This is a genomic window from Cohnella sp. CFH 77786, assembly GCF_019400745.1.
Taxonomy (GTDB): domain Bacteria; phylum Bacillota; class Bacilli; order Paenibacillales; family Paenibacillaceae; genus Cohnella.
This window is the reverse complement of record NZ_WJIB01000019.1, coordinates 56,019-78,799: the sequence shown is the minus strand read 5'-3', so window position 1 is coordinate 78,799 and position 22,781 is coordinate 56,019. Positions and strand designations below refer to the sequence as shown.

General features: G+C 57.9%; 21 protein-coding genes and 1 tRNA gene. 16 read left to right on the top strand and 6 right to left on the bottom strand.

All coding sequences use genetic code 11. From position 1 onward, the window contains the following. Position 1 precedes the first annotated feature (1 nt). Together GE107_RS22520 and GE107_RS22515 are read left to right on the top strand one after the other, a co-directional pair. Positions 2 to 1,780: an ABC transporter ATP-binding protein gene (locus tag GE107_RS22520; RefSeq protein WP_219643389.1), complete on the top strand. Its 1,779-nt coding sequence runs from the start codon at positions 2 to 4 to the stop codon at positions 1,778 to 1,780. 284 nt (positions 1,781 to 2,064) lie between these two features. Further along, positions 2,065 to 2,155 (top strand) — tRNA-Ser (locus GE107_RS22515). A 636-nt stretch (positions 2,156 to 2,791) separates the two neighbouring features. Here GE107_RS22515 and GE107_RS22510 read toward each other — a convergent pair. Continuing rightward, positions 2,792 to 2,974 (bottom strand): YjzC family protein, encoded by a 183-nt coding sequence (locus GE107_RS22510; protein WP_219643386.1) that lies wholly within the window; start codon positions 2,972 to 2,974, stop codon positions 2,792 to 2,794. 206 nt (positions 2,975 to 3,180) lie between these two features. On the opposite strand from GE107_RS22510, the gene rpsF reads away from it, so the two are divergent. The 3 genes from rpsF to rpsR all read left to right on the top strand — a co-directional run bounded on the left by rpsF (position 3,181) and on the right by rpsR (position 4,367). Then, positions 3,181 to 3,471, top strand: a complete 291-nt coding sequence (rpsF, locus tag GE107_RS22505; protein ID WP_219643384.1) for a 30S ribosomal protein S6 — start codon at positions 3,181 to 3,183, stop codon at positions 3,469 to 3,471. Between the two features lie 69 nt (positions 3,472 to 3,540). After that, positions 3,541 to 4,032 carry a single-stranded DNA-binding protein gene (ssb, locus tag GE107_RS22500; protein ID WP_219643381.1) on the top strand — a complete coding sequence of 164 codons (492 nt, stop codon included), beginning with the start codon at positions 3,541 to 3,543 and terminating at the stop codon, positions 4,030 to 4,032. A 20-nt stretch (positions 4,033 to 4,052) separates the two neighbouring features. Then, entirely contained in the window at positions 4,053 to 4,367 is a 315-nt protein-coding gene (gene rpsR, locus GE107_RS22495; RefSeq protein WP_219643378.1) for a 30S ribosomal protein S18, read from the top strand. Positions 4,368 to 4,517: 150 nt separating this feature from the next. Here rpsR and GE107_RS22490 read toward each other — a convergent pair whose 3' ends face one another. Next, a complete protein-coding gene (locus GE107_RS22490; RefSeq protein WP_219643375.1) occupies positions 4,518 to 4,706 on the bottom strand; it encodes a YgaP family membrane protein in 189 nt (62 codons plus the stop codon). A 119-nt stretch (positions 4,707 to 4,825) separates the two neighbouring features. Between GE107_RS22490 and GE107_RS22485 the strand changes: the two genes are divergently transcribed. The 4 genes from GE107_RS22485 to GE107_RS22470 all read left to right on the top strand — a co-directional run bounded on the left by GE107_RS22485 (position 4,826) and on the right by GE107_RS22470 (position 7,956). Next, a complete protein-coding gene (locus GE107_RS22485) occupies positions 4,826 to 5,197 on the top strand; it encodes an ArsR/SmtB family transcription factor (RefSeq protein ID WP_219643372.1) in 372 nt (123 codons plus the stop codon). Between the two features lie 104 nt (positions 5,198 to 5,301). Then, the gene (locus GE107_RS22480) at positions 5,302 to 5,817 is read left to right on the top strand and encodes a hypothetical protein (protein WP_219643369.1); all 516 of its coding nucleotides are present in this window, start codon (positions 5,302 to 5,304) and stop codon (positions 5,815 to 5,817) included. Positions 5,818 to 5,936: 119 nt separating this feature from the next. Further along, positions 5,937 to 6,617, top strand: coding sequence for a response regulator transcription factor (locus GE107_RS22475; protein ID WP_370636493.1), 681 nt, complete (start codon positions 5,937 to 5,939; stop codon positions 6,615 to 6,617). Continuing rightward, positions 6,601 to 7,956, top strand: a complete 1,356-nt coding sequence (locus GE107_RS22470; RefSeq protein WP_219643366.1) for a sensor histidine kinase — start codon at positions 6,601 to 6,603, stop codon at positions 7,954 to 7,956. Before GE107_RS22475 ends, GE107_RS22470 begins: the two co-directional genes overlap by 17 nt. A 25-nt stretch (positions 7,957 to 7,981) precedes the next feature. Here the strand turns inward: GE107_RS22470 and crcB (GE107_RS22465) are convergent, their stop codons facing one another. The 4 genes from crcB (GE107_RS22465) to GE107_RS27305 all read right to left on the bottom strand — a co-directional run bounded on the left by crcB (GE107_RS22465) (position 7,982) and on the right by GE107_RS27305 (position 12,967). After that, positions 7,982 to 8,341 carry a fluoride efflux transporter CrcB gene (gene crcB, locus GE107_RS22465; RefSeq protein ID WP_219643363.1) on the bottom strand — a complete coding sequence of 120 codons (360 nt, stop codon included), beginning with the start codon at positions 8,339 to 8,341 and terminating at the stop codon, positions 7,982 to 7,984. Next, entirely contained in the window at positions 8,338 to 8,736 is a 399-nt protein-coding gene (gene crcB / locus GE107_RS22460) for a fluoride efflux transporter CrcB (protein ID WP_219643360.1), read from the bottom strand. The genes crcB (GE107_RS22465) and crcB (GE107_RS22460) overlap by 4 nt, the downstream gene beginning before the upstream one ends. Positions 8,737 to 8,805: 69 nt before the next feature. After that, positions 8,806 to 9,942 carry a response regulator gene (locus GE107_RS22455; protein WP_219643357.1) on the bottom strand — a complete coding sequence of 379 codons (1,137 nt, stop codon included), beginning with the start codon at positions 9,940 to 9,942 and terminating at the stop codon, positions 8,806 to 8,808. Beyond that, entirely contained in the window at positions 9,920 to 12,967 is a 3,048-nt protein-coding gene (locus GE107_RS27305; protein ID WP_219643355.1) for a hybrid sensor histidine kinase/response regulator, read from the bottom strand. Before GE107_RS27305 ends, GE107_RS22455 begins: the two co-directional genes overlap by 23 nt. 269 nt (positions 12,968 to 13,236) lie before the next feature. Here GE107_RS27305 and GE107_RS22445 point away from each other — a divergent pair, with 269 nt between their 5' ends. The 7 genes from GE107_RS22445 to dnaB all read left to right on the top strand — a co-directional run bounded on the left by GE107_RS22445 (position 13,237) and on the right by dnaB (position 21,981). Further along, positions 13,237 to 14,256 (top strand): LCP family protein, encoded by a 1,020-nt coding sequence (locus tag GE107_RS22445; RefSeq protein ID WP_219643352.1) that lies wholly within the window; start codon positions 13,237 to 13,239, stop codon positions 14,254 to 14,256. Between the two features lie 23 nt (positions 14,257 to 14,279). Further along, the gene (locus GE107_RS22440) at positions 14,280 to 14,720 is read left to right on the top strand and encodes a CBS domain-containing protein (RefSeq protein ID WP_219643348.1); all 441 of its coding nucleotides are present in this window, start codon (positions 14,280 to 14,282) and stop codon (positions 14,718 to 14,720) included. A gap of 130 nt (positions 14,721 to 14,850) precedes the next feature. Next, complete coding sequence (locus GE107_RS22435) at positions 14,851 to 16,704, top strand: amidohydrolase family protein (protein WP_255570761.1); 1,854 nt, start codon at positions 14,851 to 14,853, stop codon at positions 16,702 to 16,704. A gap of 513 nt (positions 16,705 to 17,217) precedes the next feature. Next, positions 17,218 to 18,132, top strand: a complete 915-nt coding sequence (locus tag GE107_RS22430) for a DUF2232 domain-containing protein (RefSeq protein ID WP_219643342.1) — start codon at positions 17,218 to 17,220, stop codon at positions 18,130 to 18,132. 69 nt (positions 18,133 to 18,201) lie between these two features. After that, the gene (locus tag GE107_RS22425) at positions 18,202 to 20,172 is read left to right on the top strand and encodes a DHH family phosphoesterase (protein ID WP_219643339.1); all 1,971 of its coding nucleotides are present in this window, start codon (positions 18,202 to 18,204) and stop codon (positions 20,170 to 20,172) included. Further along, positions 20,169 to 20,612 carry a 50S ribosomal protein L9 gene (rplI, locus tag GE107_RS22420; protein ID WP_219643336.1) on the top strand — a complete coding sequence of 148 codons (444 nt, stop codon included), beginning with the start codon at positions 20,169 to 20,171 and terminating at the stop codon, positions 20,610 to 20,612. The genes GE107_RS22425 and rplI overlap by 4 nt, the downstream gene beginning before the upstream one ends. Positions 20,613 to 20,616: 4 nt before the next feature. Further along, positions 20,617 to 21,981, top strand: a complete 1,365-nt coding sequence (gene dnaB, locus GE107_RS22415; RefSeq protein WP_219643332.1) for a replicative DNA helicase — start codon at positions 20,617 to 20,619, stop codon at positions 21,979 to 21,981. The last annotated feature ends 800 nt before the right edge of the window (positions 21,982 to 22,781 follow it).

The following is a 22,781-nucleotide window of genomic DNA, read 5'->3' as shown; positions in this document are numbered from 1 at the left end:
CATGGAGAAAGAAGCCGCCAAGCCGGTTAGCAGAGCCACCATTCGCCGGCTAGCCTCGTACGCGCTTCCCTATAAGTATCGTTTGGCCGTTGCCATCTTCGTCTTGATGACGGCAGTCGGGATCGACCTGCTGGGACCGGTCATTTACAAAACGATCATCGACAAGCACTTAAGCCGGATAGGGACGAACGCCTTCGATTTCGCGCCGGTTCTGCAGCTGATCGGGCTCTATATCGGGGCAATCGCGGCGGCCGGCATCCTGAACTACACGCAATCCTATCTGCTTCAAACGACGGCGCTGCGGATCGTGTTCAACATGCGGATGGATTTGATCCGGCACATACAACGGATGGCGGTCAAATTTTTCGATAACGCGCCCGTCGGGCAACTGGTCAACCGCATTGCCAACGATACGGAGTCCATCCGGGATCTCTATATGAGCTTTATGGCTACGTTTACGGTCAGTCTGGTCCAAGTGTCCGGAATCTTCCTTTACTTGTTCTATCTGGATGCGAGAATGGCGAGTTACACGTTAATCCTGCTTCCGTTGTACGCGACGATCATGTTTTTCCTTCTCAAATACGGGAACCGTTACATGAGCGCCATGCGGGCCAGAATCAGCGATATGAACACGCTGCTGAGCGAATCGATTCTGGTCATGCCGGTTCTGCAGCTTTTCCGCCGGGAGAAGGAAACGATCCGGGAATTCGAGCGATTCAACCAGGACTGGCAAAACAACAATTTTAAGCACCTGCGGCTGCTTTCCACCATTACGCGCAACCTGATCGGCTTCTCCGGCGCATTGCTGGTGGCCGGGGTGATCTGGCATTACGGCGGTCAATCGCTTCGAACGTCGATCGAAATCGGGGTGTTGGTGGCATTCTTGGATTACATCAACCGTCTCTTCCACCCCGTCATCGCGACCTTCGATCAACTCGTGAATGCTCAGCGCGCATTCGTATCCGCAGAGCGCGTGTTCGCGATTTTGAATGAACCGGGCGCGGAGATCGCGGAACGGGAGCTGCAAGAGGGCAGGAAGAGGGGAGACGTCAAATTCGATAACGTCTGGTTCGCGTACAAGGACGACGAATATGTACTGAGGGGAATCTCTTTCGAAGCAAAGCGAGGACAAACGGTGGCGTTCGTCGGCCATACCGGATCCGGCAAGAGCTCTGTCATGAATTTGCTGCTCGGGTTTTATGAAGCCCGGAAAGGCACGATCTTGGTAGACGGGCACGACATCTCGGGGATGCCCAAGCAGCATCTGCGCCAAGATATGGCGGTGGTGCTGCAGGATCCGTTTCTGTTTGCGGGGGATATCAAATTCAATGTCAGTTTATACAATCCGGCGATCGGACCGGAGGAAGTCCGCAAGGCGCTGCGGGACGTTGGCGCGGATACGTTCGTCGACCGGTTGCCGAAAGGGATCGACGAACCGGTCGTGGAACGGGGAAGCACCCTGTCTGCAGGGCAGCGCCAATTGATTACATTCGCGCGGGCGCTTGCGTTTAATCCGTCGATCCTGATCCTGGACGAGGCGACGGCCTCCATTGACAGCGAAACGGAGGGACTCATCCAAAACGCGCTCCAAGTGCTGAGCCGCGGCCGTACGACGTTCGTAATCGCCCATCGGTTGTCCACGATCCGCGACGCGGATCAGATTCTCGTCCTCCACAAAGGGGAGATTGTCGAACGCGGCAAACATGACGAATTGATGGAACTCAGGGGCCGCTATTATAAGATGTACGAATTGCAAAAGGGCGGAGCGCTGGTATCGTAGTGCCGCCCAATTATACGCCCACCCCTAATTGATCGCCCATCCCCCTAAGTCTCCCTCCCCCGGGAGGGGGATTCCGAGGCGCTCCGCCCTCTACTCCCGGATTCAAAGCGTCGTGCTTCGGGAGACTGAGGAGGAGCGAACGGGGGAGAGTGCGGAATCGGTGGTTGGGGTGCCGACAGTCACGTTTCTCGCTTCGCCTGCAACGTTCCTGACGGCGATTGGAGCGATGGCCAAATGATCCAGTTGCATGGGCAGTGTAAATGTGCTAGAATCAATTTTGCTGTGGAGAGGTACCCAAGAGGCCCAAGGGGGTTGACTCGAAATCAACTAGGCGTCGCAAGGCGTGCGTGGGTTCGAATCCCACCCTCTCCGCCACCAATACGAGAACGAACTGAAGCGGTCCGTAAGGACCGCTTTTTGATTTTACTTGAAGTCGTCAGAAACGAGAAACGCGAATGGCGGAAATCAAGCCAATGGCCGGCATAACGGAGTAAGAGAATAGGAGACAACCTATACCATGGCCGGCAGAACGGAGCAAGCGAAGCGAGATCCGTGAATGGCAGCAAATCCGCTTTCGCGCTCGCCCACGTACCTCCTGCAAAGGTCACCCGAAGCACGGGGCACTTAATCCGGGAGTCCAGAGGGCCGAGCGCCTCGGAATCCCCCTCCCCCGGGAGAGGGACTTAGGGGGATGGGCGAAAAAAGGGGTTTGGGCGCTCCCGGCACGAACGAAAGACCCCTTGCGGGGTCTTCCGGGCGACGGGTTTCTGAGTTGCGAGATCGTTGCCAAACGTTGCTGAACCAATTCAGCGCTTCGGTTACGGAGTTTCAACGTGTGTTACAGACAAGTGTCTTTGGCAAAACCCTCCAGTTGACCTACTACGAATGGAACGCGTCTAACGGATGTTGCTTCACCTCGTTCAAGGGAACCACACCTCTCATGCCGTCGCCGAAACTTATCATGCCCGAACGGTCTCGGATTATGCTGCAGATGGCGAAATGATTTCGGCGCTACCGCTTGAACCTTTTCCAGATCCGATTGTGGTTGGTCGTCTCGGGAAAACGGCCTCCGGCCCGCATTTTGATGCGTTTAGGGTTATTGATGTGCATGTGGAAGTCGTTCTCTCCGACCTCGATGTAAACACCGTCGTTGGGCGCCTGATCGCCCGGCTTGAATTCGGTTTGTTCTCCCACTGGGTTCACCTCCCGCGCTGCCGCAGCAGGGGCGGACAGCCTTTCTCTCCGAGTAGTGTAACGACATTTACATTGACCTATGCGGTCAAACGTGATAAATTATTTAGGTATGCAATCTACACGCATATCCTTGCTCCCCGGCCGTGAGACAACCTCTTGCGGTATCCCAAGCGGGGGGCCACAGACCAAAAGGAGGTGAACGGAAGATGCGCAACTATGAGTTGATGTACATCATCCGTCCTGACGTGGAAGCCGAAACCGTTCAAGCCGTTACGGAGAAATTCCAAGGCATCATCGCGAACGGCGGAGAGATCGCGAAGCACGACGTATGGGGCAAGAAACGTCTGGCTTACGAGATCAACAAGCACCGCGAAGGAACGTATGTGCTGGTTCAGTTCAAAGCTCCCGCATCCGTTGTTGCGGAGCTTGAGCGCGTGCTGAAGATTACGGACGAAGTTATCCGGCACATGGTAACCAAAGACGTTGTCAGCGCGTAAGCAACCGGCCGCACAAACCCTGGCGGATAGCCGCCGTTAGACCGTCAAGTACGGGGAGGGAACGTTTCCATGTTGAACCGGGTTATTCTGATCGGACGCCTGACCAAAGACCCCGAGCTTCGTTACACGCCTGCAGGCGTAGCCATTGCCCAATTCACCCTCGCGGTGGACCGTCCGTTTTCCTCCAGGGAACAAGGAGGAGAGCGCGAAGCGGATTTCATCCCGGTCGTGACTTGGCGCCAGCTGGCCGAGACGTGCGCGAATTACCTTCGCAAAGGTCGCCTGACCGCCGTAGAGGGCCGCATCCAAGTGCGCAACTACGAGAACAACGAAGGCCGCCGCGTTTATGTAACGGAAGTGATCGCCGATAACGTGCGTTTTCTGGAATCGCCGAACCGCGAGAGCGGCGGAGGCGGGCAGGGAAGGGACGAATATTCCGGCGGAGGCGGGTACGGAGGAGGCAGCCGCAGTGCCGGCTCCAGGAGCAGCGGAAACAACCAGGATCCCTTCGCCGACGACGGACGACCGATCGATATATCGGACGATGATTTGCCATTCTGAACGGAAAGGATTGAAAATCCATGAGCGAACAACAAGCGCAATCGCAAGCGCGTGAAGAGCGCGGACCCCGCGGTCCTCGCGAGGGCGGCGAACAACGCGAGCCCCGCAAGTTCCGCCGCGGCCGCAACAAGCGCCGCAAAGTGTGCTACTTCACCGTTAACAAGATTCAACATATCGATTACAAAGATCTCGACCTGCTTCGCAAGTTCATCAGCGAGCGCGGCAAAATCCTGCCCCGCCGTGTGACGGGCACGAAGGCGAAATATCAGCGCATGCTGACGGTCGCGATCAAGCGCTCGCGTCAAATGGCTCTGCTGCCGTACACGACCGAGTAAAAGGATCGGATTCAAACCAAAGGCTCTTCCGGACTACGTAATGGTAGTCGGAAGAGCTTTTTTTATTGGAAATCTGAAGAGTTCATTATGGGGATGGTTGGCCCGCGATGCGGTAAGCAGCTCAGAGTTGCTCCATGAAGAGTGACCCGGTCATTTGGCCGTTTCGCAATTATCGATGCCTAGAAGGGCGTTGGCGGGGCAATACCGGGTCGCCCCCGTTAGGATCGGCGCCGCTCCGATCAGTCCCCACCAGCTTCTTGCCGCGATGCCGGCCGCGAGGATGATTACTCCGGCGGAAATGCGGAGGATTCGTTCGGTATTGCCTACGTTGCACTTCATGCACATCACCTCTTCGCACATGATTTCCTCAAGCAAAGAAAGTTATCCAAAGATCAAACGCGTGGTTATGGGCAATAACATTTCTTTGTGTTACATTGGGAAGCAGGAGGTGAGCGGCGTTGAAATCAAATGTTTCGCGGAACTTTCATTTTGATAAATTCACGGCGAACCAGTTAAGCGTCATCTTTCGGTCGATGAGCCATCCGACAAGAATCGAATTAATCGGGTTGCTGATTCAAGAGGAGTTCGGCGTGGACGATCTTGCCGCTTTGCTGGGTACGGATAAGGCCGTCATCTCGAAACATCTCCGCTTTTTCCATGATCACAAGCTCTTAAACAAGCGCAGGACGGAACGTGAGGTCCGTTACTCCATCGCGGATTCGGATATTAAAGAAATGTTTCTTCTTCTTCTGCCCTTAACGCAAAAATGGAACCGTATCCGTTACGGCATCGCTTGGTTCATGCCCTTTTCAATCCTGGAGTATGTGTAACATCAATTCGTTTCCACACTTTTTCCGCAATTGTCACCGGGTTGTTCCAAACTCTCCTCCTATACTGTGCTTGCAAGGATAATCAGAATGAGGAGAGATGGAACATGAAGAAAAAGCTTGCGGTACTTACGATGTGCATGATGCTGATTGGAGCGGGAAGCGCGTTTGCCGAAACGCCGGCCCAAGGGACCGCAGCCGATCCTACGGCAGCGCAGATCGCCGCCCCGGTCAAAAAGCTGCAGCTGATGAAGGAGTTCCAGGATGAGCTTCACGCGGTCAACGATCTGCGGGCGGTGCGGCTGGAGACCAAAGCCGAGATCGTGCGCAAACAGGACCGGCTGCTGGATCTCACCCTGGCGGCGAAGGAGCAGGGCAAGAAAGAAGGCTTGAAACAAGCGGCTCAGATCCGCAAGCAAATTCACGCCTTGGGCCAAGAAACCGGCGGCCTCTACGACAGCATGCACGCCGAGATCAAGGCGTTCCGCGAAGCCGTCAAAAACCGCGATTCCGACCAAGCGCAAACGCACATCGACAACGCGATCCGCATTTTCGGACAAATCAACGCGAAATTAAAAGAGAAATCCGGCTTGTACGATCAAATCATCGCGATTCTGGACTGATCGCCCGAAACGCGTGAATGTTCTCGCTCATCAGAGGACAGGGGAACCTGTTCTCTTTTTTCTGGCCGGCGCCGAATGACCGGGTGCTATAATAGCAGGGAAGGGGAGGAGGGCCGCGCGTGAAGCATGTATTCGTCGTGGATGACGAGATGAATATCCGCAACATCCTCAAAAAATATATCGAAAGCGAAGGCTTCAAGGTCACCCTGTTCGACAACGGCAGCCAAGTGCAGGCGGAGATCGGGAGGCTGAAGCCGGATCTACTCGTTCTGGACATCATGATGCCCGGGACTGACGGCATGGAGCTATGCAAATCGATTCGGAAAACGAGCGACATTCCGATCATTTTCGTATCGGCCAAAAACGAGGAGCTGGACCGGATTCTCGGCCTGGAGCTCGGAGCGGACGATTATTTGTCCAAGCCGTTCAGTCCGCGGGAGCTGGTCGTGCGGATCAAGAACCTGCTGAGACGGTTGGAGAGGTCGGCATCCCCGACAGGCCCGGTTGCGATCGGCGATTTGACCGTAGACAAAGAACGCCGGCAGGTCGACAAGGACGGCCGGGAAATCAAGCTTACGGGCAAGGAATACGAGCTGCTGGAGTTTCTGGCCGACCATCCCCGGATGCCTTTCAAGCGGGAGCAGCTGACCCAGCAGGTATGGGGCTACGATTATTACGGCGACGAACGGCTGGTGGACGATCTTGTGAAGCGGATCCGGAAAAAACTGGCCGAGCAAAGCTCGAGCGTGCAGATTACGACGGTTTGGGGGTACGGCTACCGCCTTGATCCGCAATCTTAGAATCGGGGGCAAGATCCGGCTCCATAACCTTCTCCTGATCATGACGGTTCTTCTCGTGGCTGCGCTCGTATTCCATGTGCTGTCGGGCCGTTATCTTCTGCAGGAAGCGAAAAAGCAGCTGAAGGAGGACGCGGAGTCCATCGCGCTGTCTCTGAAAGGGACGCCGGCGCTCTCGGGCCGGATCGTGGCGGAACGCATCGCGAACCGGGCCAAGCTGAAGCTCGTCGGCCGAACGATCAATTCGCGTCTCGCCATCGTGGATGCGGACAACCGGATCCTGTATACCAACGCGAGCCGGAATGAAATCAATACCCTTCGGGAGTTAAGCCGCAAAGACGACCGAGGGTATCTCGTTCAACGCCGCGAAATCCGCTCGCCGGACGGACAACTGCAGGGGCGCATGATCCTGGCGATCGAGGTCAAGGACGTTAACGGATTAAACCGCGTCCTGAGAGGTGCCGAGTGGGCCAGCGCTCTGATCGGCGCATTGGCCGCGCTGCTCATGGGCTCGTTGCTCGCGCGAACGATTACGCGTCCGGTCCGTAATCTGGCAGCCGCCATGAAGCAATTCTCTCCGAAGAAAGAGGTACCGCAAGTCTCGATTCGCTCCCAAGACGAAATCGGGGAGCTGGCGCAGTCTTTTCAAGTAATGGCTTCGCAGCTGCAAGCCCATGACCGGCTGCAATCCGAGTTCCTGCAGAACGCCTCGCATGAATTGAAGACCCCGCTCATGACGATCCAAGGGAACGCGGAAGCGGTCAAGGACGGAATCGTCACCGGTGAGGAAGCGGAACAAAGCCTGGATCTGATCGTGGCGGAATGCCAACGTCTCAAAGGCCTGGTGGACGAACTGATCTATCTGACCCGCTTGGAACAGACGACCGAGTTGTACCGGTTCGAGCCGGTTCGGATCGGCGACGTGATCGAGGCGGCCATGGAACGCGTTCGGGGGTTGGCCGAGCAGCAAGGGATCCGAATGATGCTGGAAGGAGATCTTGACAGGGTGGGGAACTTCGACCGGGAGAAGCTGATGAGGGCGCTGCTCAACATCGCGGGCAACGGAGTTCGGTATGCCGGAACCTTCCTGCGATTCGAAGTGAAGGCGAACGGGAACCTGGCGCAGATTACCTGCACGGATGACGGCAAAGGGTTCGCTCCCGGTGAGGCGGCCAAAGTGTTCGACCGGTTCTATAAAGGGGAACAAGGCGGCACCGGCATCGGGCTCTCGATGGCCAAAGTCATCATCGAAGCGCACGGAGGCAAGGTGCAAGCCGATCAGGGAATACCGGCCGGAGCGGTCTTTCGTATACTTCTGCCCTTGAATCCGGGCGAGGTTTGACGAGCGCCCGGTCCTTGGTGATCCATTAACGAACCAGGCTCATGCCGAGCCAAGCGATTAGCAATCCGATCGCCGCCGAGCCCAGCGCATACGCTGCCGCCAAACCCAGCCGTCTCCGTTCAAGCAGCTTCACCGCTTCATACCCGAACGTCGAGAACGTCGTGTAAGCCCCGCAGAATCCCGTACCCAGCAGAAGCCATGTCCACAGCGGTATCAAATCCCGGGTGTGCAGGGTGAAGAGCACTCCCAGCAAGAAAGAACCGGTGGCGTTGATGACGAAGGTGCCCCAGGGGAACAGGGAAGCGGCGGCGTTATCGATCCGTTTGCCGAGGTAATACCGGGCATACGCACCCGCGATTCCGCCGACGCCGATCAGGAAGATCATGCCGATGTCCTCTCTTTCGGAGAATGGAAGTGGGATTTCGCGGCCAGATGTCCCAATCCGGCCAAGCCGATGCCTCCTGCGATGCTTACGCCTACATAGAGGGCCGCAAGCCAGACTTGTCCGCTCCGGCACAGGTTCACGGCTTCCACGGAGAACGTGGAGAACGTCGTGAACGATCCGGTGAGGCCGGTGCCGAGCCCGATGCGAACGGTCTGCGGGATCTTCAGCCGGCTTGCCGAAGCGGTCAGAAACCAGCCGAGGAACAAACATCCGGCAAGGTTAATCGCCAGCGTCCCCGCGGGAAAGCCGTTCGGCAATGGCGCTACCCATTGACCCATTTCGTACCGTAACACCGCCCCGATGAAAGCCCCGACCGCCAGCGCCAGCGCTACCACACCCTATTGCCCCTCTCCGGTTCTGCCCTACCTTTATTAAATTACGCCAAGAAGCCCGCGTTTTCAACCTCACGGCTTCGCTTGCGGCGATTCGGCCCTTCTCAGCCATTGCTCGAATTGTTCCTGCATGGCGATGGACGGGGTTTCCCCGTACTCTTCTTGAAGCATGGTGACCAACTGCTCATAATGAAGCTCCACGGACGAACGGTCCCCGATTTCGGCATAGAGCCGGATCAGCGTCCAATAGTTGGATTCGCTGTAGGGGAACAGCATCTGGACGCGCAAGTAGACGGCCGCGGCCTCCAGCCTCTTGCCGTTGTCCTGCAGGTAGAGGCCTACCGCGAGCGCGTGCTGGTACCACAGCGTACGCAGTCTCTCCCTCTCGTTGTCGGCCCAGGGGTAGTCGTGATCGGCGAGAAAGTCCCCCCGATACATGTCCAGAAGCCTGGTATGTTGAGGCAAGGAAGCTTCATCGATGGCGGGAGCGTGATGAAGCCCGTACTCCCACTGTTCGACGTCCAAGTCGGCGTCTCCCAGGTAAATCGCGTAACCGTTGCCGGAGCTTTTGATCTGGAACGGGAATCCGGCCGACTCGAAAGATTTGCGCAGCTGGTAAATGGTCGTGTAGAGGAGGGAGTAAGCCCGTTTCATGTCCATGTGCGGCCACAGAATTTCGATCAACGCGTCTTTACGGATCGGCTGGTGCCTTCGGTAGACCAGGTAAGCGAACAATTCCTGCGCTTTCGTCGTCCTCCAGGCAAAGGGATCGCCGCCCGCGAATTCGATCGCGATTTGTTGAAAACAGCGCACCGTGACCGGCTGGACGGGGACGACCGAAGGGGCGGACCTGTCGCGCGATTTGACGCGTTCCAGCGTTTTGGCCAGCCGTTCCGGACGAATCGGCTTCAGCAAATAATCGAGCGCGTTAATCTCGAAGGCCCGAACGGCGTATTCCTCGTAAGCCGTGACGAACACGATATCGATGGAAGCGTCGATCTGCTGAATCCGTTCGGCCGCTTCCAGACCGTTCATGTCGGGCATATCGATATCCATGAAGACGACGTCGGGTTTAACCGCCTCCAGAACCGAGATCGCTTCCCCGGGATCGAGGTAGGTCGCGGAAATTTCGACGCCGCCGATTTTGGCGAGCTGACGCTCCAAATCCCGAAGCGCCAACGCTTCGTCATCGATAAGGATGGTTCTCATCTTGGTGTCCTCCTGTGAGGGGAATTCGGAAAGAAACCGTCGATCCGAGATCCGGATTGCTCGTTACCGTCAACCCCGTGCCGTACACTTGCCGAAGTCTTCTTTCCACGTTTTGCATCCCGACGCCCTGCTTGCTTCCGTTCGGAGCCTGCAGCGGATTCCCGGGCATCTCCATGCCAACTCCGTCGTCGATAACCGCGATCGAACAGAAGGGGTCTTCCGCCTTGACGGCAACCTTCAGCAAGCCGCCTCGTTTGCGGGTCATCAAGCCGTGACGCACCGCGTTCTCGACGAGGGGCTGAATCGTAAGCGGCGGGATGAGCGCTTTCTGCACGCCGTCATCGATGTCCATCTCAATCGACAAGCGGTCGCCGAATCGGATTTTCTCGATTTCCAAGTAGGAACGGACGAGCCCGAGTTCCCGATCGAGGGGAATGAGGGGCTCCATGCTGTCGAACCGGAAGCTCTCCCGCAAATACGTCGCGAAGCTGTCCAGCAGCCTGCGCAAGCCTGCGGGATCCTCTTCGCTTAACGCGGCGATCGAATTGAGCGTGTTGAACAGAAAGTGGGGTTTGATTTGCGCCTGCAAGAAAGCCATCTCCATCCGGATGAAATCCGCTGCCGACGCCTTGATCCGCAGAAGGTTCCGAACCCGGGCCCGAAGCTCGGTGGACGCGATCGGGACGGCCAGGGTGTCGTTGGCGCCCGCGGCCAGCGCGGCGATCACTTCGCCCGGGCGGATGCTGGAGGTCGTCATCAAGACCGGAAGGTCGAAGAGCGGGTAAACCCGGCGGATTCTCCTGCAGATCTCGATGCCCGAGATGCCGGGGAGCCCCGCGTCGAGGATCACGAGATCGTATTTACGGACGGAATCGAGCAGGGCATCGATATCCTTCGCGGAAGAAACGCTGTCCGTCGCGATTCCATCGATCAGCAGCAGGTTCCGGATGATCTCCAGGTTAACCGGATCATCGTCCAATACCAGTATCCGAATGTCCGTCATTTCCCGGGAGAATGCGATTTCCTGGAAGGCGGAACCCGCGGCCGGCACGGCTGGCGGCTCGTTATCGCGAAGCGGCGGCATCTCCGGACTCCGGCAGGATTCAGGAGCCGCGTCCGCGGTCGGAAGCGTCATGCGGATGTTGATGCTTCCGGCGGGATGAATTCCGAGGAGGAGCGTGCCTCCGTGAAGTTCGATCAATTTCCGGCTGACGGCCAAGTTCACGTCAAGAGCTTGGCGGCGGTCCTGAGCCCCGCCGAAGTCGTAGCGGGCGAAACCGCGAAGCGCGAGTTCGACCTTGCTGCCGAAAGAAGAGGATTCGACGATCAAATCCCCGTATTCCGTCTGGGCGATAGCGGCGGACAGCAGATTGAACACGACCTGCAGAAGCCGATCTTCGTCCGCCTGCACGTAGACGGGATGATTGCCGATGCGATCGATGATTTGAAGTTCGTATAAACCGGGCATTAAATATTCTTTCCACTCGATGACCCGTCTCACGAGAGCCCCCAGCTCGACCGGTTTCGCATGGAGCTCCAGCGTGCCTTCCTGCAATCTCGACCAATCCGTGAGCTCGTGCAGCTGCAGATCCATTTGCCTTCCGATCGCTTCCAGCAGCTTCAGCTGCTTAAAGGCGTCCTCCGGGCGCCGGACTTGGCTGAGAATCGTAGCGGTGAGCGTCGTCATCGCCTGCAAGGGAGCGTGCAGCTGATAAGCGGCATGCTGCAGAAACTCGTCCTTGCTCCTGTTCAGGCGTTTGAGTTCAAGCGACATCGCTTCGCTGCGCCTGGCATGGAGGAGAATCCGGTGCGCGACGATCAGGATCAGGGAGAAACCGAAAAGCAGAAGCAGCACGCTCCAGGCGCGATTCGGTTCATGAACGCCGAACATGCCGGATAAATACAGGAAACGGCTGGCTCCGATGATCAGCGTGCCGAGAAGGATCACATAGTCGTACAGCGCTTCCTCCCGGCCTTGCCATACCTGAATGGCCAACAGGGCGATGAGGAAGACCAGGCTGCCCCCGATCAGAACGAGAATCGGGATGAAGAGCCACGAAAACAGATCGGCCGGCGTAATCGAACAGAACAGAAACAGCGAGACGAGGAGCGGGAGCATGACCCGGTTCGCGATTTGCAGGTTCCGGATTCGGTACCGCTTGGCCAGAAACAGGGAAACGAAAAGCACGACGCCCAGCATCGACAACAGAATGAGGCGGAGATTGTCTTCATACGACAGCTGCGGGAACAGGCGGTAAATCCACCGCGACCCGTGCTGGGCGGAGTGGACGGCGGCGCAGAAGAAGAACAGGGAGAAATACAGCCAGCCGTCTCTCTTCTTGCGGTTGAAATAGACGTACAGCAGGAAGATGAAAGCGAGAACGAGATAGATCAAGCCGCTGATGAATTCGACGACCAAGCTGAAGAGATGGTCCGTCGTGACGGAATCGGGAAGCCCGATCATCAGGGGACTGTACATGCCCGCCTTCACTCGGTTATCGAAATTGGCCACGGGTATCAGGATGTCAAGAACGCCAGCGTGCGAATGCGCATAGGAGATATGGGGGTAGGCAGCTGCCTTGTACTCGTCTTTGCCGGCGGCGGGCCTCCCCACGCTGTCGATCAACTGGCCGTTCACCGACAGTTGGTGCGACGCGATGACCGATTGCAGGAAATAGGCCAGCGAGCCGTTCTCCCCGGTCCTCTGCGGCGGGATGACCAACCGTACCCTGTACGTTCCGTATCCGATATAAGGTTCCGGCCATTTGCCCGGGACTTCTGCTTTAACGGCCTGGGTTCCGGGCGGAATGGAAGCGGGATCGGTCATGAGCCGATTCGGATAGAAGAGCCATTCCCCGGCGATCTTCGCCACTCCGTCCCTCTCCCAGTCCCAGGCCGTCAGATCGAGTTGTCCGTCCTTCGCCTTCAGCCAGGCACGTTCATCGTACCGGTATTGGACCATGACGGCGGCGAGCAGAAGCAAATAAAATACGGTGATGCCGATGATCCAGCGGCGCGCCGGCACGAACACAACCTCCTTTTCCTGAATGGTAACGAAAATCGCCGAGTAAATCTACGAAATCTTGACAGAAACCCCCAAAATTTCTGTTCGAATGAGGAAAATTTAAGGTTCGCATCCTGACCGATTCGGCTGTCTTTTATGTATCATTGGGAATAAGCGGCACAAAACAAATCGTAGCAATCGGCAACTTATGAAGCGGGTTTATCGTATACTTGGAGTCATGCCGTGTTCTAGAAATGGGAAAGTTTTTCGGAAAGCGAGGCACTCATAACATGAATAAATACCGTAAACTGAAAATATCGTTGATAAGCGTATTGGCGGTGCTGTTGGTCGGGGGCTGTCTTGCTTACGCCAACCGGGGCGCTTTGGCCGCCTGGGGGTACGACCGACTTCTGTCCAAGGAAGTCGAGAAGAAGCTTGCGAATTCCTACGTGCCTCTGACGACCCGGCCCCGGAGTGTTTCCGCGGAGGAAACGCCGATCGTGGAGAAGCCGTTCAGCGTGCTGCTAATGGGCGTGGACGCGAGAGGCGAGGAGAGAGGCAGGTCCGACACGCTGATCTACACCGTGGTGCGTCCCCAAGACGGCCAAGTTCTCTTGCTCTCGGTCCCGCGCGATACGTATGCCGATATCGCGGGTAGAGATTTGAAGGATAAAATCACGCACGCGTACGCATACGGGGGACCGGAGATGGCGGTGGCGAGCGTGGAGAAGCTGCTGGATGCGAGAATCGACCACTATGCCTCGATCGATTTCCAAGGCTTCGTGCGGGTCGTGGATACGCTCGGCGGGATCCCGCTGCCGATTACGAAGGACATCGTCAACAAAGGCAAAGACCACGAGAAGTTCACGATCAAAGCCGGCCAATCCAGCTATGACGGCAGGGATGCGCTCAACTTCGTCCGTTACCGCGAGGACGCGGGAGATGACGTGTCGCGAACGGAGCGGAACCGGCAGTTTCTCGAGGCGTTGGTCCGCAAGGCTTCGTCGCTGCAGCAATGGACCAAGATTCCCGAGATTCTCGGCATCCTCGGGGACAATTTCCGTACGGACATCCAGCCCTCCGCGCTGACCGACCTGGCCAAGCAATTCCTGCAGACCGACCACCGCATCGTCAGTTATACGCTGCATGGCGAAGGGAAGAGGATGGGAGAACAGAATTTGTGGTATTATGTGGCTGACGAGGCGGATCTTGCAGCCGTCAAGAAAACGATCTCCGCCTGGCTGGATCCTAACACCCCGGCGGAACAGCTGACCGTTCCTTCCCCCGACACGAACGCGTATGCCGATTAACGCCACGGTAAGGAGAGGACAAAATGAATATCGCTTTTTTTCTGCTGCCCAAGCAGGAAGTGATCTGCGTGACGGACAACGCGACCTTCAGGCAGACCTTGGAGCGGATGGAGCATCACCGCTATACGGCCGTTCCGGTGATCAGCGAGAGAGGCGAGTACCGGGCCACGGTCACGGAGGGAGACCTTCTGTGGTTTCTGAAGAACCGTCCGGAACTCACGTTTGACCAACTGCACCGCGTCTCGCTGTCGGAGGTGCCGCTTCGGATGAACAACCGCGCCGTCCGCATCGACGCCGATATGGAAGATCTGATTTCCCTGGCCAAAACCCAGAACTTCGTGCCGGTCGTCGACGACATGAATCATTTCATCGGCATCGTGCGCCGGAGCGACATTATCGATTATTGCGCAAACCTCCTCGTGCCTGCGGATAAGAATAAAACGAAGTGGATGAGGGAAGCCTAGGAGCCTCGCGAGCGTACGCGACCCATCACTGTTGCAGCTGCACGGAGGAACGGATGGCATGGCTCCCTATCGGATAGGATTTAAGAGAAGCAAACGTTTATCGATTGTAGTTGGACTCGGTTTAATGACGATGGCAGCAGGAATATGGGCCGCTCTCTCCCCGCGAGGGGGAGAGGCGGCCTTTCGGCCGTCATCGGCTTCGCTGGCCGAGGAAGCGTCCGCGGCGCTCGACCGGCCGTCTGTCGAGGAGCGGGATGAGGTCTACGACCTGGTCATTCGGGGCGGAAGGGTTATCAATCCCGAGACGAAGCTCGATCGGACGGGGCTCAGCGTCGCCGTCAAGGACGGCACCATCGCCCTGGTGACCGACCAACCGCTGCGGGGCAAGAAGGTGATCGACGCGGCCGGGCTCGTCGTCGCGCCGGGGTTTATCGACAACCTGTCCTATGACCCCAACCCGCTGGGCGTATGGAACAAGATCGCAGACGGCGTCACGACCAATATCGCGATGCACGGCGGAACCTCGACCCCGGCCAAATGGTATCCCTACTACGAGAGAAACCGGCCGCCCGTTCACTACGGAGCTTCCTTCTTCTACACGCAGGCGCGCAACCGGTTCCAGCTGAGCCGATATGCCACCGCCAGCGCGGAGCAGTCGGCCGAGCTCGCGGCGCAGGCGGAGAAGGCGCTGAACGACGGTGCATTGGGCATCTCGTTCAGCCTGGAATACGTGCCGGGCATTACGAGCAAGGAAATCATGCCGCTGATGAAGCTGGCGCGGAAATACAACGTTCCGGTGTATTTTCACGGACGGTACTCCGACATGGAAGAGCCGGGAACGAACTTCGATACGATCCGGGAGTTGGTCGGTTACGCCCGGGCTTCGGGAGCAGCCGTCCATATCGACCATATCAACAGTACGGGCGGCACGTTCTCCATGAAGCAATCGCTCGGCATGGTGAGCGAAGCTCGCTCGGGGGGACTGGACATCACGTCGTGCGTGTACCCGTACGATTATTGGGGGACCTATTTGAACTCCGCGAGGTTCGACAACGGCTGGCAGGACCGATTCCGCATCTCTTACCGGGACTTGCAGATCGCGGGCACGAACGAACGCCTGACGGCGGGCACATTCCGGAAATATCGGAAAGAAGGCAAGCTGGCGGTTGCGTATGCGATTCCGGAGGACGACGTCGTCGAAGCGCTCCGGGCTCCCTATGTGATGATCGGAAGCGACGCCATTCTGGAGCCCGGATTCAACAACCATCCGCGCGCCTCGGGAACGTTCGCCAGAACGATCGGCTTATACGTTCGCGATCGGAAGGTCATCTCCCTGACGGACGCGATCGCCAAGCTCTCGCTTCTGCCCGCCAAGAGGCTCGAGAGGCAGGCCCCGGCGCTGAAGAAGAAAGGCCGCATCGCGAGAGGCATGGACGCGGATTTCGTGATTTTCGATTACGGGGAGATCCGCGACATGTCTACGGTCGAGAAGCCGAATCTGCCTTCCGCGGGGATCCGGTACGTGATCGTCGGCGGCCGGATCGCGCTCGATCCTCAGGGCCTGCACAAGGAGGTGCGGGCCGGCAAGCCGATCAAGAGCGAATTCCTCCGCGTCCCGGCGGATTACGCCGTCGCCGATTGGGACGGCGCATCCACGCCTCTCCTGGACTATCGGAACGCGATGTACTTCGATTTGGAGGCTTTACGGGCGCACGGATACGGATATGAATGGGATGAGGTTTCCAAGACGTTCGCTCTGCGCCCGGATGCAAGCGCCGGCGGAGGAGAAATCCGTGTGCCGAAACCGGCCGCCGGGGAGTTGATGCTGGAGCGGGGCTGCCTGCTCCGGTGGGATGGAGGGCAAACCGAGGTGCTGTCGGTAGGAGATCGGACGTACGTTCCGCTCTCGCTGCTGCAAGCGCTCGGATGGAAGCTGAATCGTGACGTCGGCGGCGAGTTCGCCTGGACGATTCGGAGTGCATGACCAAGCCGCAAGGGGCAAACCGGATCCGGATGCCGGATGAGACCCTTGCGGCTTTTTTCGAGATGCATCCCCCGAACGTCGCGCCGGAGTTTATACTGGGAGAAGGGGTGAGCCTGTGAAGCCGCTTATGCGATTAATCGAGCCCGCTTTCCGTTAGTCTCGCAAACCGCATGGATCCGGCAAATCGAACATACGATAGGAAACATAGTCGTTGATTTCGGATCGGTTGGGGGGAGCAACCGGCGGTTTCTCCGCGAACCTTGGCGCGGGACCGATAAAAAAGGCATCCTCTGTTTATAATGACGACTAGCCGTTTTCAGCGCTTCGGTAAGCAAGGAATATGCGATAAATCCTGAATCGCTTCGAGCAAACGTCAAAACGCCGATCCGTTCGAAAAAGGACGGCTTAGCCGTTTTACTTGCTTATGATATAATGGAGATTGCAGCTTTTACGGGCAGGTGCCGCAGATCGACGATCTCGGACAAGCTCAGACATGCGCAAGAGGTGGCCCTTTTGAATAATAGTTGGAAGTCGCTCGTCTGGAGCGTGATGGCGCTTGCGGTTCTGCTGTCCGTTCCGACGCCGCTGAACGCGATCACCCTGTTTCTGCTGATGACGCCGCTTGTCGTCCTGTTCACGATGCTCAAACCGCTCGCCTTTGCCGGGCATGCGGCTGCGATCGGAGCGGCTGCCTTCATCCTAAGCGGGTCGGCCGGACCGCTCGCCCTGACGCTCTTGATTTTCTTCCTCGTTCCTTCGATCGTCATGGGGTATTTGTACAAAAAACGCCGAAAAGCCAGGACGGTCATCCTGTCGGGATTCATCGTGCTGCTGGCGCAATTGCTGATCGAACTGGTCCTGTTCTCCCTGCAATTCCGGATCGACCTGGCCGCGGAACTGGCATCCCTGCTGAAGACTTCTCTCATGCAGTTCGAGACCGGCGGCATGTTCCCGGCCGGATGGGCAGCGGACACCGCGACGGAGCTGGGCGAGGCGATCGTGACCATGCTGCCGCTGCTGCTCATTCTCTCCTCGTTCCTGTTTACGATCGTCACGCACGGGCTTACCCGGCTCGCGCTGAAGCGCGGCGGCATCGAGATTCCCGGCTTGCCCCAAGCCAAGACGTGGAGATTGCCGCGCAGCCTGGTATGGTATTATCTCATCGCTCTTGTCGTCTCGTTCGCCGTGCCCGAGAAGGGAACCGGGTATTGGACGGTCGTCACCGCCAATCTCGTGCCCTTGCTCCAGTACGCGTTCACCGTGCAGGCCATCGGCTTCTTCTTCTTCCTGGCGGACGCCAAGAAGTGGAGCAAAGGCGTGCCCGTTCTCATTTCGGTATTGCTCGTTCTTTTTACGCCGATCTTCCCTTTCTACCTCATCGGATTGCTGGACGCGGCTTTCCCGCTGCGTCGTTACTTTGTGAAATAAGATCGGCCGGTTTCGCGCGCCTCACGCGCGGCGGACAACCGGATCCGGGAGACGGGAGCGAATCGGAACATGCCCAAGTTTCTCGTGAATCGATGGCATGGCATGCATATCGTGTGGGCGTTGGTGCTCATTTTCGTGCTGACGGTGGCGCTGACTTGGTATCAATGGGTGCTCGGCCTTCTCGGCCTCGTGCTCGGCGGCGCGGTCGGCGTGTTCGGGATCATGGCGGAACGGGCTTTCCGCAAGGACCTGAACGACTATGTGCTGACCCTGAGCTATCGGATAAAGGGAGCAGGCAACGATGTCATCGGGCAGTTGCCGTTCGGCATCATTTTGTACAACGAAGAGAAGGAAGTGGAGTGGCACAACGCGTTCGTCGCCTCGGTGACCGGACGCCCGACCGCCGTCGGCGAGCCGCTCGGCCAGCTGTTTCCCGTCCTGCAGCAGGTGAAGGAGAAGGATAAGGACGGGCCGCCCATCGAAACGACGATCGGAGGACGCGTTTACGAGCTGATTTTCCGTCCGCAGGAACGCATGGTGTACGTACGCGACGTGACGGACATGTGGACGCTGAAGAAGCGTTACGAGGAAGAGAAGCTGGCGCTCGGAATCGTCATGATGGACAATCTCGAGGAGGTCGCCCAAGGCATGGACGAGCAGCAGCGCGCCCTCATGCTGTCCAAGGTGACCGGAGAAATCAACGAATGGGCCAACAGATACGGCTTGTTCCTGCGCCGGCTGTCCTCCGACCGATACATGGTCATCGCCAATCAAGTTTCGCTCAAGCAGCTCGAGCAATCCCGTTTCGACCTGCTGGACGAGGTCCGGGAGATCACGGTCGACCAGAAGCTGCCGATGACGCTCAGCATCGGCTTCGCTTCGGGCAGCGACAACGTGATCGAGCTGGGACATCTGGCGCAGAGCAGCCTCGACATCGCGCTGGGGCGCGGCGGGGACCAAGCGGTCGTGAAGGTCGGCCAGCGGCAGAATTTCTACGGCGGCAAGAGCAACGCGGTCGAGAAGCGGACCCGGGTCCGGGCGCGCGTGATCGCCCACGCGCTTCGCGACCTGATGAAGGAAAGCGACAATGTCGTCATCATGGGGCATAAAATTCCCGATATGGACGCCGTAGGGGCCGCGATCGGGGTGCTCAAGGCGGCGCAGCTGCACGGGAAGGAAGCGTTCATCGTGCTGGAAGGGGTCAACCCCTCCATCCAGCGGTTGATGGAAATGATCAAAGAGGACGACAAGCTGTACCGGAGGTTCATCACGCCGGACCATGCGCTTGGACTCGTCGGCAAGCGGTCGCTCGCCGTCGTGGTCGACACGCACCGGGGCACGATGGTCGCGGAACCGCGATTGCTGCAGCAGACGGATCGGATCGTCATCATCGACCACCACCGGCGCAGCGAGGAATTCATCGACGATGCCGTGCTGATTTATATGGAGCCATACGCATCTTCCACTTGCGAACTGGTGACGGAACTGTTGCAATATATCCATGAGAGAGCGGCGCTTGAAGTGAAGGAAGCGACGGCGCTGCTCGCGGGCATTACGGTCGACACGAAGAGCTTCTCTTTCCGCACGGGTTCGCGGACGTTCGAAGCGGCGTCGTTCCTGCGGCGGAACGGAGCGGATTCGATGCTGATCCACCGGATGCTCAAAGAAGATCTGGAGGAATACATCCGCAAGGCGGAAATCATCCGGCACGCCGAGATTTTCCGCGATCATCTCGCGATCGCAGCGGTGGACGCCGGCAAGGCGGTGCCCCAGCTGCTCATCGCGCAAGCCGCGGATACGCTGCTGAACATGACGGGCGTTAAAGCCTCGTTCGTCCTCGGGCAGCGTCCGGACGGGACGGTCGGCATCAGCGCGCGGTCCCTCGGGCAGATCAACGTGCAGGTCGTGATGGAGAAGCTGGGCGGGGGCGGGCATCTGACCAATGCAGCCGCGCAATTGCAGGGCACCGTGCCCGAAGCGGTCAAGAAACTGAAGAAAATCCTGAAAGAAATCGATGGGGAAGAGGGGTTTCCGGAATGAAGGTCATATTCTTGCAAGACGTGAAGGGCCAGGGGAAAAAAGGCGAAATCAAAGAAGTGTCGGAAGGCTACGCTCGCAATTTCCTGATCCCGAAGGGGCTCGTTCAAGTCGCAACGGCAGGCGCGGCGAAATCGCTCGAACAGATGAATGCCGCGGCGGAGAAGAAGAAGGAGCGCGAGAAGCAGGATGCCATCGCGCTGGCCGCCAGGCTGTCCGAAACGACGGTCGTCATCAAGGCGAAAGCCGGGGAAGGCGGCCGCCTGTTCGGCGCGATCACGAGCAAGCAGATCTCCGAAGCGCTGGAGAAGATGAAAATCGCAATCGACAAGCGCAAAATCGAGCTTGACGAGCCGATCCGCACCTTGGGCGTGACGAAGGTGCCGCTTAAGCTCTATCCGGAAGTGAAGGGCACGCTTAACGTGCAAGTCGTGGAGGAATGATCGGATGAGCGCGAATGCGGAGACGCTGATGGAAGGCCGCGTTCCCCCGCAGAACCTGGAAGCCGAGCAAGCCGTACTAGGGGCTATCCTGCTCGAGGCGGAAGCGCTGATCACGGCGATGGAGCGGCTGCGCGCGGAAGATTTCTACAGCGTGGCGCACCAGCGGATTTTCGAAGCCATCGTCTCCTTGAACGAAGACAACCAGCCGCTCGACCTCATCACGCTCACCGCCCGCCTCCGGGATCAGGGCGAGCTTGAGGAGGTCGGCGGCGTCAGCTATTTGGCGAAGCTGATCGGATCGGTGCCGACGGCGGCCAACGTGGACTATTACGCGCAAATCGTAGAAGAAAAGTCCATGCTCCGGCGGCTGATCCGCACGGCGACGCAAATCGTCTCCAACGGATACGCCGAGGGAGACGATGTCGGCGCCCTGCTCAACGATGCCGAGCAACGCATTCTCGAACTGTCCAACCGGCGCGCCTCGCATGGTTTCATCAGCATCCGCGACGTCCTGATGGACGTGTTCGAGCGGGTCGAGCATCTGTACAACCACAAGGGCGGGGTCACCGGCATCCCGTCCGGATTCATCGATCTGGACAAGATGACGTCCGGCTTCCAGCGCAGCGACTTGATCATCGTAGCCGCGCGTCCTTCCGTCGGCAAGACGGCGTTCGCGCTCAACATCGCCCAGAACGTGGCCGTGCGGGCAGGCGAGACGGTCGCGATTTTCAGTCTCGAGATGTCGGCGGCCCAGCTCGTTCAGCGGATGATCTGCGCGGAGTCGAACGTCGACGCGGGACGGATGCGGACGGGGCACCTGGAAGGCGACGATTGGGAGAAGCTGTCCATGGCGATCGGCTCCTTGTCGGAGGCGCAGGTGTTTATCGACGATACGCCGGGCATCACGGTGGCCGACATCCGCGCGAAATGCCGCCGGCTCAAGAAAGAGAAAGGCCTCGGCATGATCCTCATCGATTACCTGCAGCTCATTCAGGGACGCGGCAAAGCGGGTGAGAACCGCCAGCAGGAAGTTTCGGAAATTTCCCGTACGCTCAAGCAGATCGCCCGCGAACTGGAAGTGCCGGTCATCGCGCTCTCGCAGCTGTCGAGGGGCGTAGAGCAGCGGCAGGACAAACGTCCGATGATGTCGGACTTGCGGGAATCCGGCTCGATCGAGCAGGATGCCGACATCGTCGCGTTCCTGTACCGGGACGACTACTACGACAAGGAAACCGAGAAGAAGAACATCATCGAGATTATCATCGCCAAGCAGCGGAACGGCCCGGTCGGTACGGTCGAGCTGGTGTTCCTGAAGCAGTTCAACAAGTTCGTCAGCTTGGACCGGCAGCATGCGGGCATGACGGGGTGACGCGCGTTAAGGCGGCGCGAAGGCGGCGCGAAGGCGATCTGCCGAGGGCGAACTGATGAAGGCGAACTGATGAAGGCGAACTGATGAAGGCTGAGCTTAAGGATTGATGACTGAGTCAGGGGTTGCAGGCTAAAGAAAGAACGAATAAAGATAGGAAGACATTAGGCCGGCATATCGTGCGGAGGCGCTTAGGCGCCTCTTTTTCTCTATCCAGGCTCAGTTGAGGCACAAACGGACTTAACTCCACCCAAATGTGGTAGGATCGGCTCAGTTGAGGCACAAACGGACTTAACTCCACCCAAATGTGGTGGGATCGGCTCAGTTGAGGCACAAACGGACTTAACTCCAGCCAAATGTGGTTAGATTGGTCCAGTTGAGGCACAAACGGACTTAACTCCACCCAAATGTGGTGGGATCGGCGCAGTTGAGGCACAAAAGGACTTAACTCCACCCAAATGAGGTGGGATCGGCGCAGTTGAGGCACAAACGGACTTAACTCCACCCAAATGTGGTGGGATCGGCTCAGTTGAGGCACACACGGACTTAACTCCACCCAAATGTGGAGGGATCGGCGCAGTTGAGGCACAAACTTACAATCCAAATACCGGCATTTCGGCTGCGGGCACGTACGGAAACGGACATTTTGGGGAAAACTCCAGGTGTGTGCAAGGAAACGAAGTTTGCCGTTGAATCCCGAATGCACTGGATTTGTGGCAGATCATCTGCGCGAAATCGTCCGAACATGAAAATTCCATGATTATTTCCGAATAATACTTTCATCAACCCAATAAATGTTCGTT

Coding starts and splice junctions, on each gene's coding strand:
- GE107_RS22520 (WP_219643389.1), top strand. CDS start 2: ATGGAGAAAGAAGCCGCCAAGCCGGTTAGCAGAGCCACCATTCGCCGG.
- rpsF (WP_219643384.1), top strand. CDS start 3,181: ATGCGCAACTATGAGTTGATGTACATCATCCGTCCTGACGTGGAAGCC.
- ssb (WP_219643381.1), top strand. CDS start 3,541: ATGTTGAACCGGGTTATTCTGATCGGACGCCTGACCAAAGACCCCGAG.
- rpsR (WP_219643378.1), top strand. CDS start 4,053: ATGAGCGAACAACAAGCGCAATCGCAAGCGCGTGAAGAGCGCGGACCC.
- GE107_RS22490 (WP_219643375.1), bottom strand. CDS start 4,706: ATGAAGTGCAACGTAGGCAATACCGAACGAATCCTCCGCATTTCCGCC.
- GE107_RS22480 (WP_219643369.1), top strand. CDS start 5,302: ATGAAGAAAAAGCTTGCGGTACTTACGATGTGCATGATGCTGATTGGA.
- crcB (WP_219643363.1), bottom strand. CDS start 8,341: ATGATCTTCCTGATCGGCGTCGGCGGAATCGCGGGTGCGTATGCCCGG.
- GE107_RS22455 (WP_219643357.1), bottom strand. CDS start 9,942: ATGAGAACCATCCTTATCGATGACGAAGCGTTGGCGCTTCGGGATTTG.
- GE107_RS22445 (WP_219643352.1), top strand. CDS start 13,237: ATGAATAAATACCGTAAACTGAAAATATCGTTGATAAGCGTATTGGCG.
- GE107_RS22440 (WP_219643348.1), top strand. CDS start 14,280: ATGAATATCGCTTTTTTTCTGCTGCCCAAGCAGGAAGTGATCTGCGTG.
- GE107_RS22435 (WP_255570761.1), top strand. CDS start 14,851: ATGGCAGCAGGAATATGGGCCGCTCTCTCCCCGCGAGGGGGAGAGGCG.
- GE107_RS22425 (WP_219643339.1), top strand. CDS start 18,202: ATGCCCAAGTTTCTCGTGAATCGATGGCATGGCATGCATATCGTGTGG.
- rplI (WP_219643336.1), top strand. CDS start 20,169: ATGAAGGTCATATTCTTGCAAGACGTGAAGGGCCAGGGGAAAAAAGGC.
- dnaB (WP_219643332.1), top strand. CDS start 20,617: ATGAGCGCGAATGCGGAGACGCTGATGGAAGGCCGCGTTCCCCCGCAG.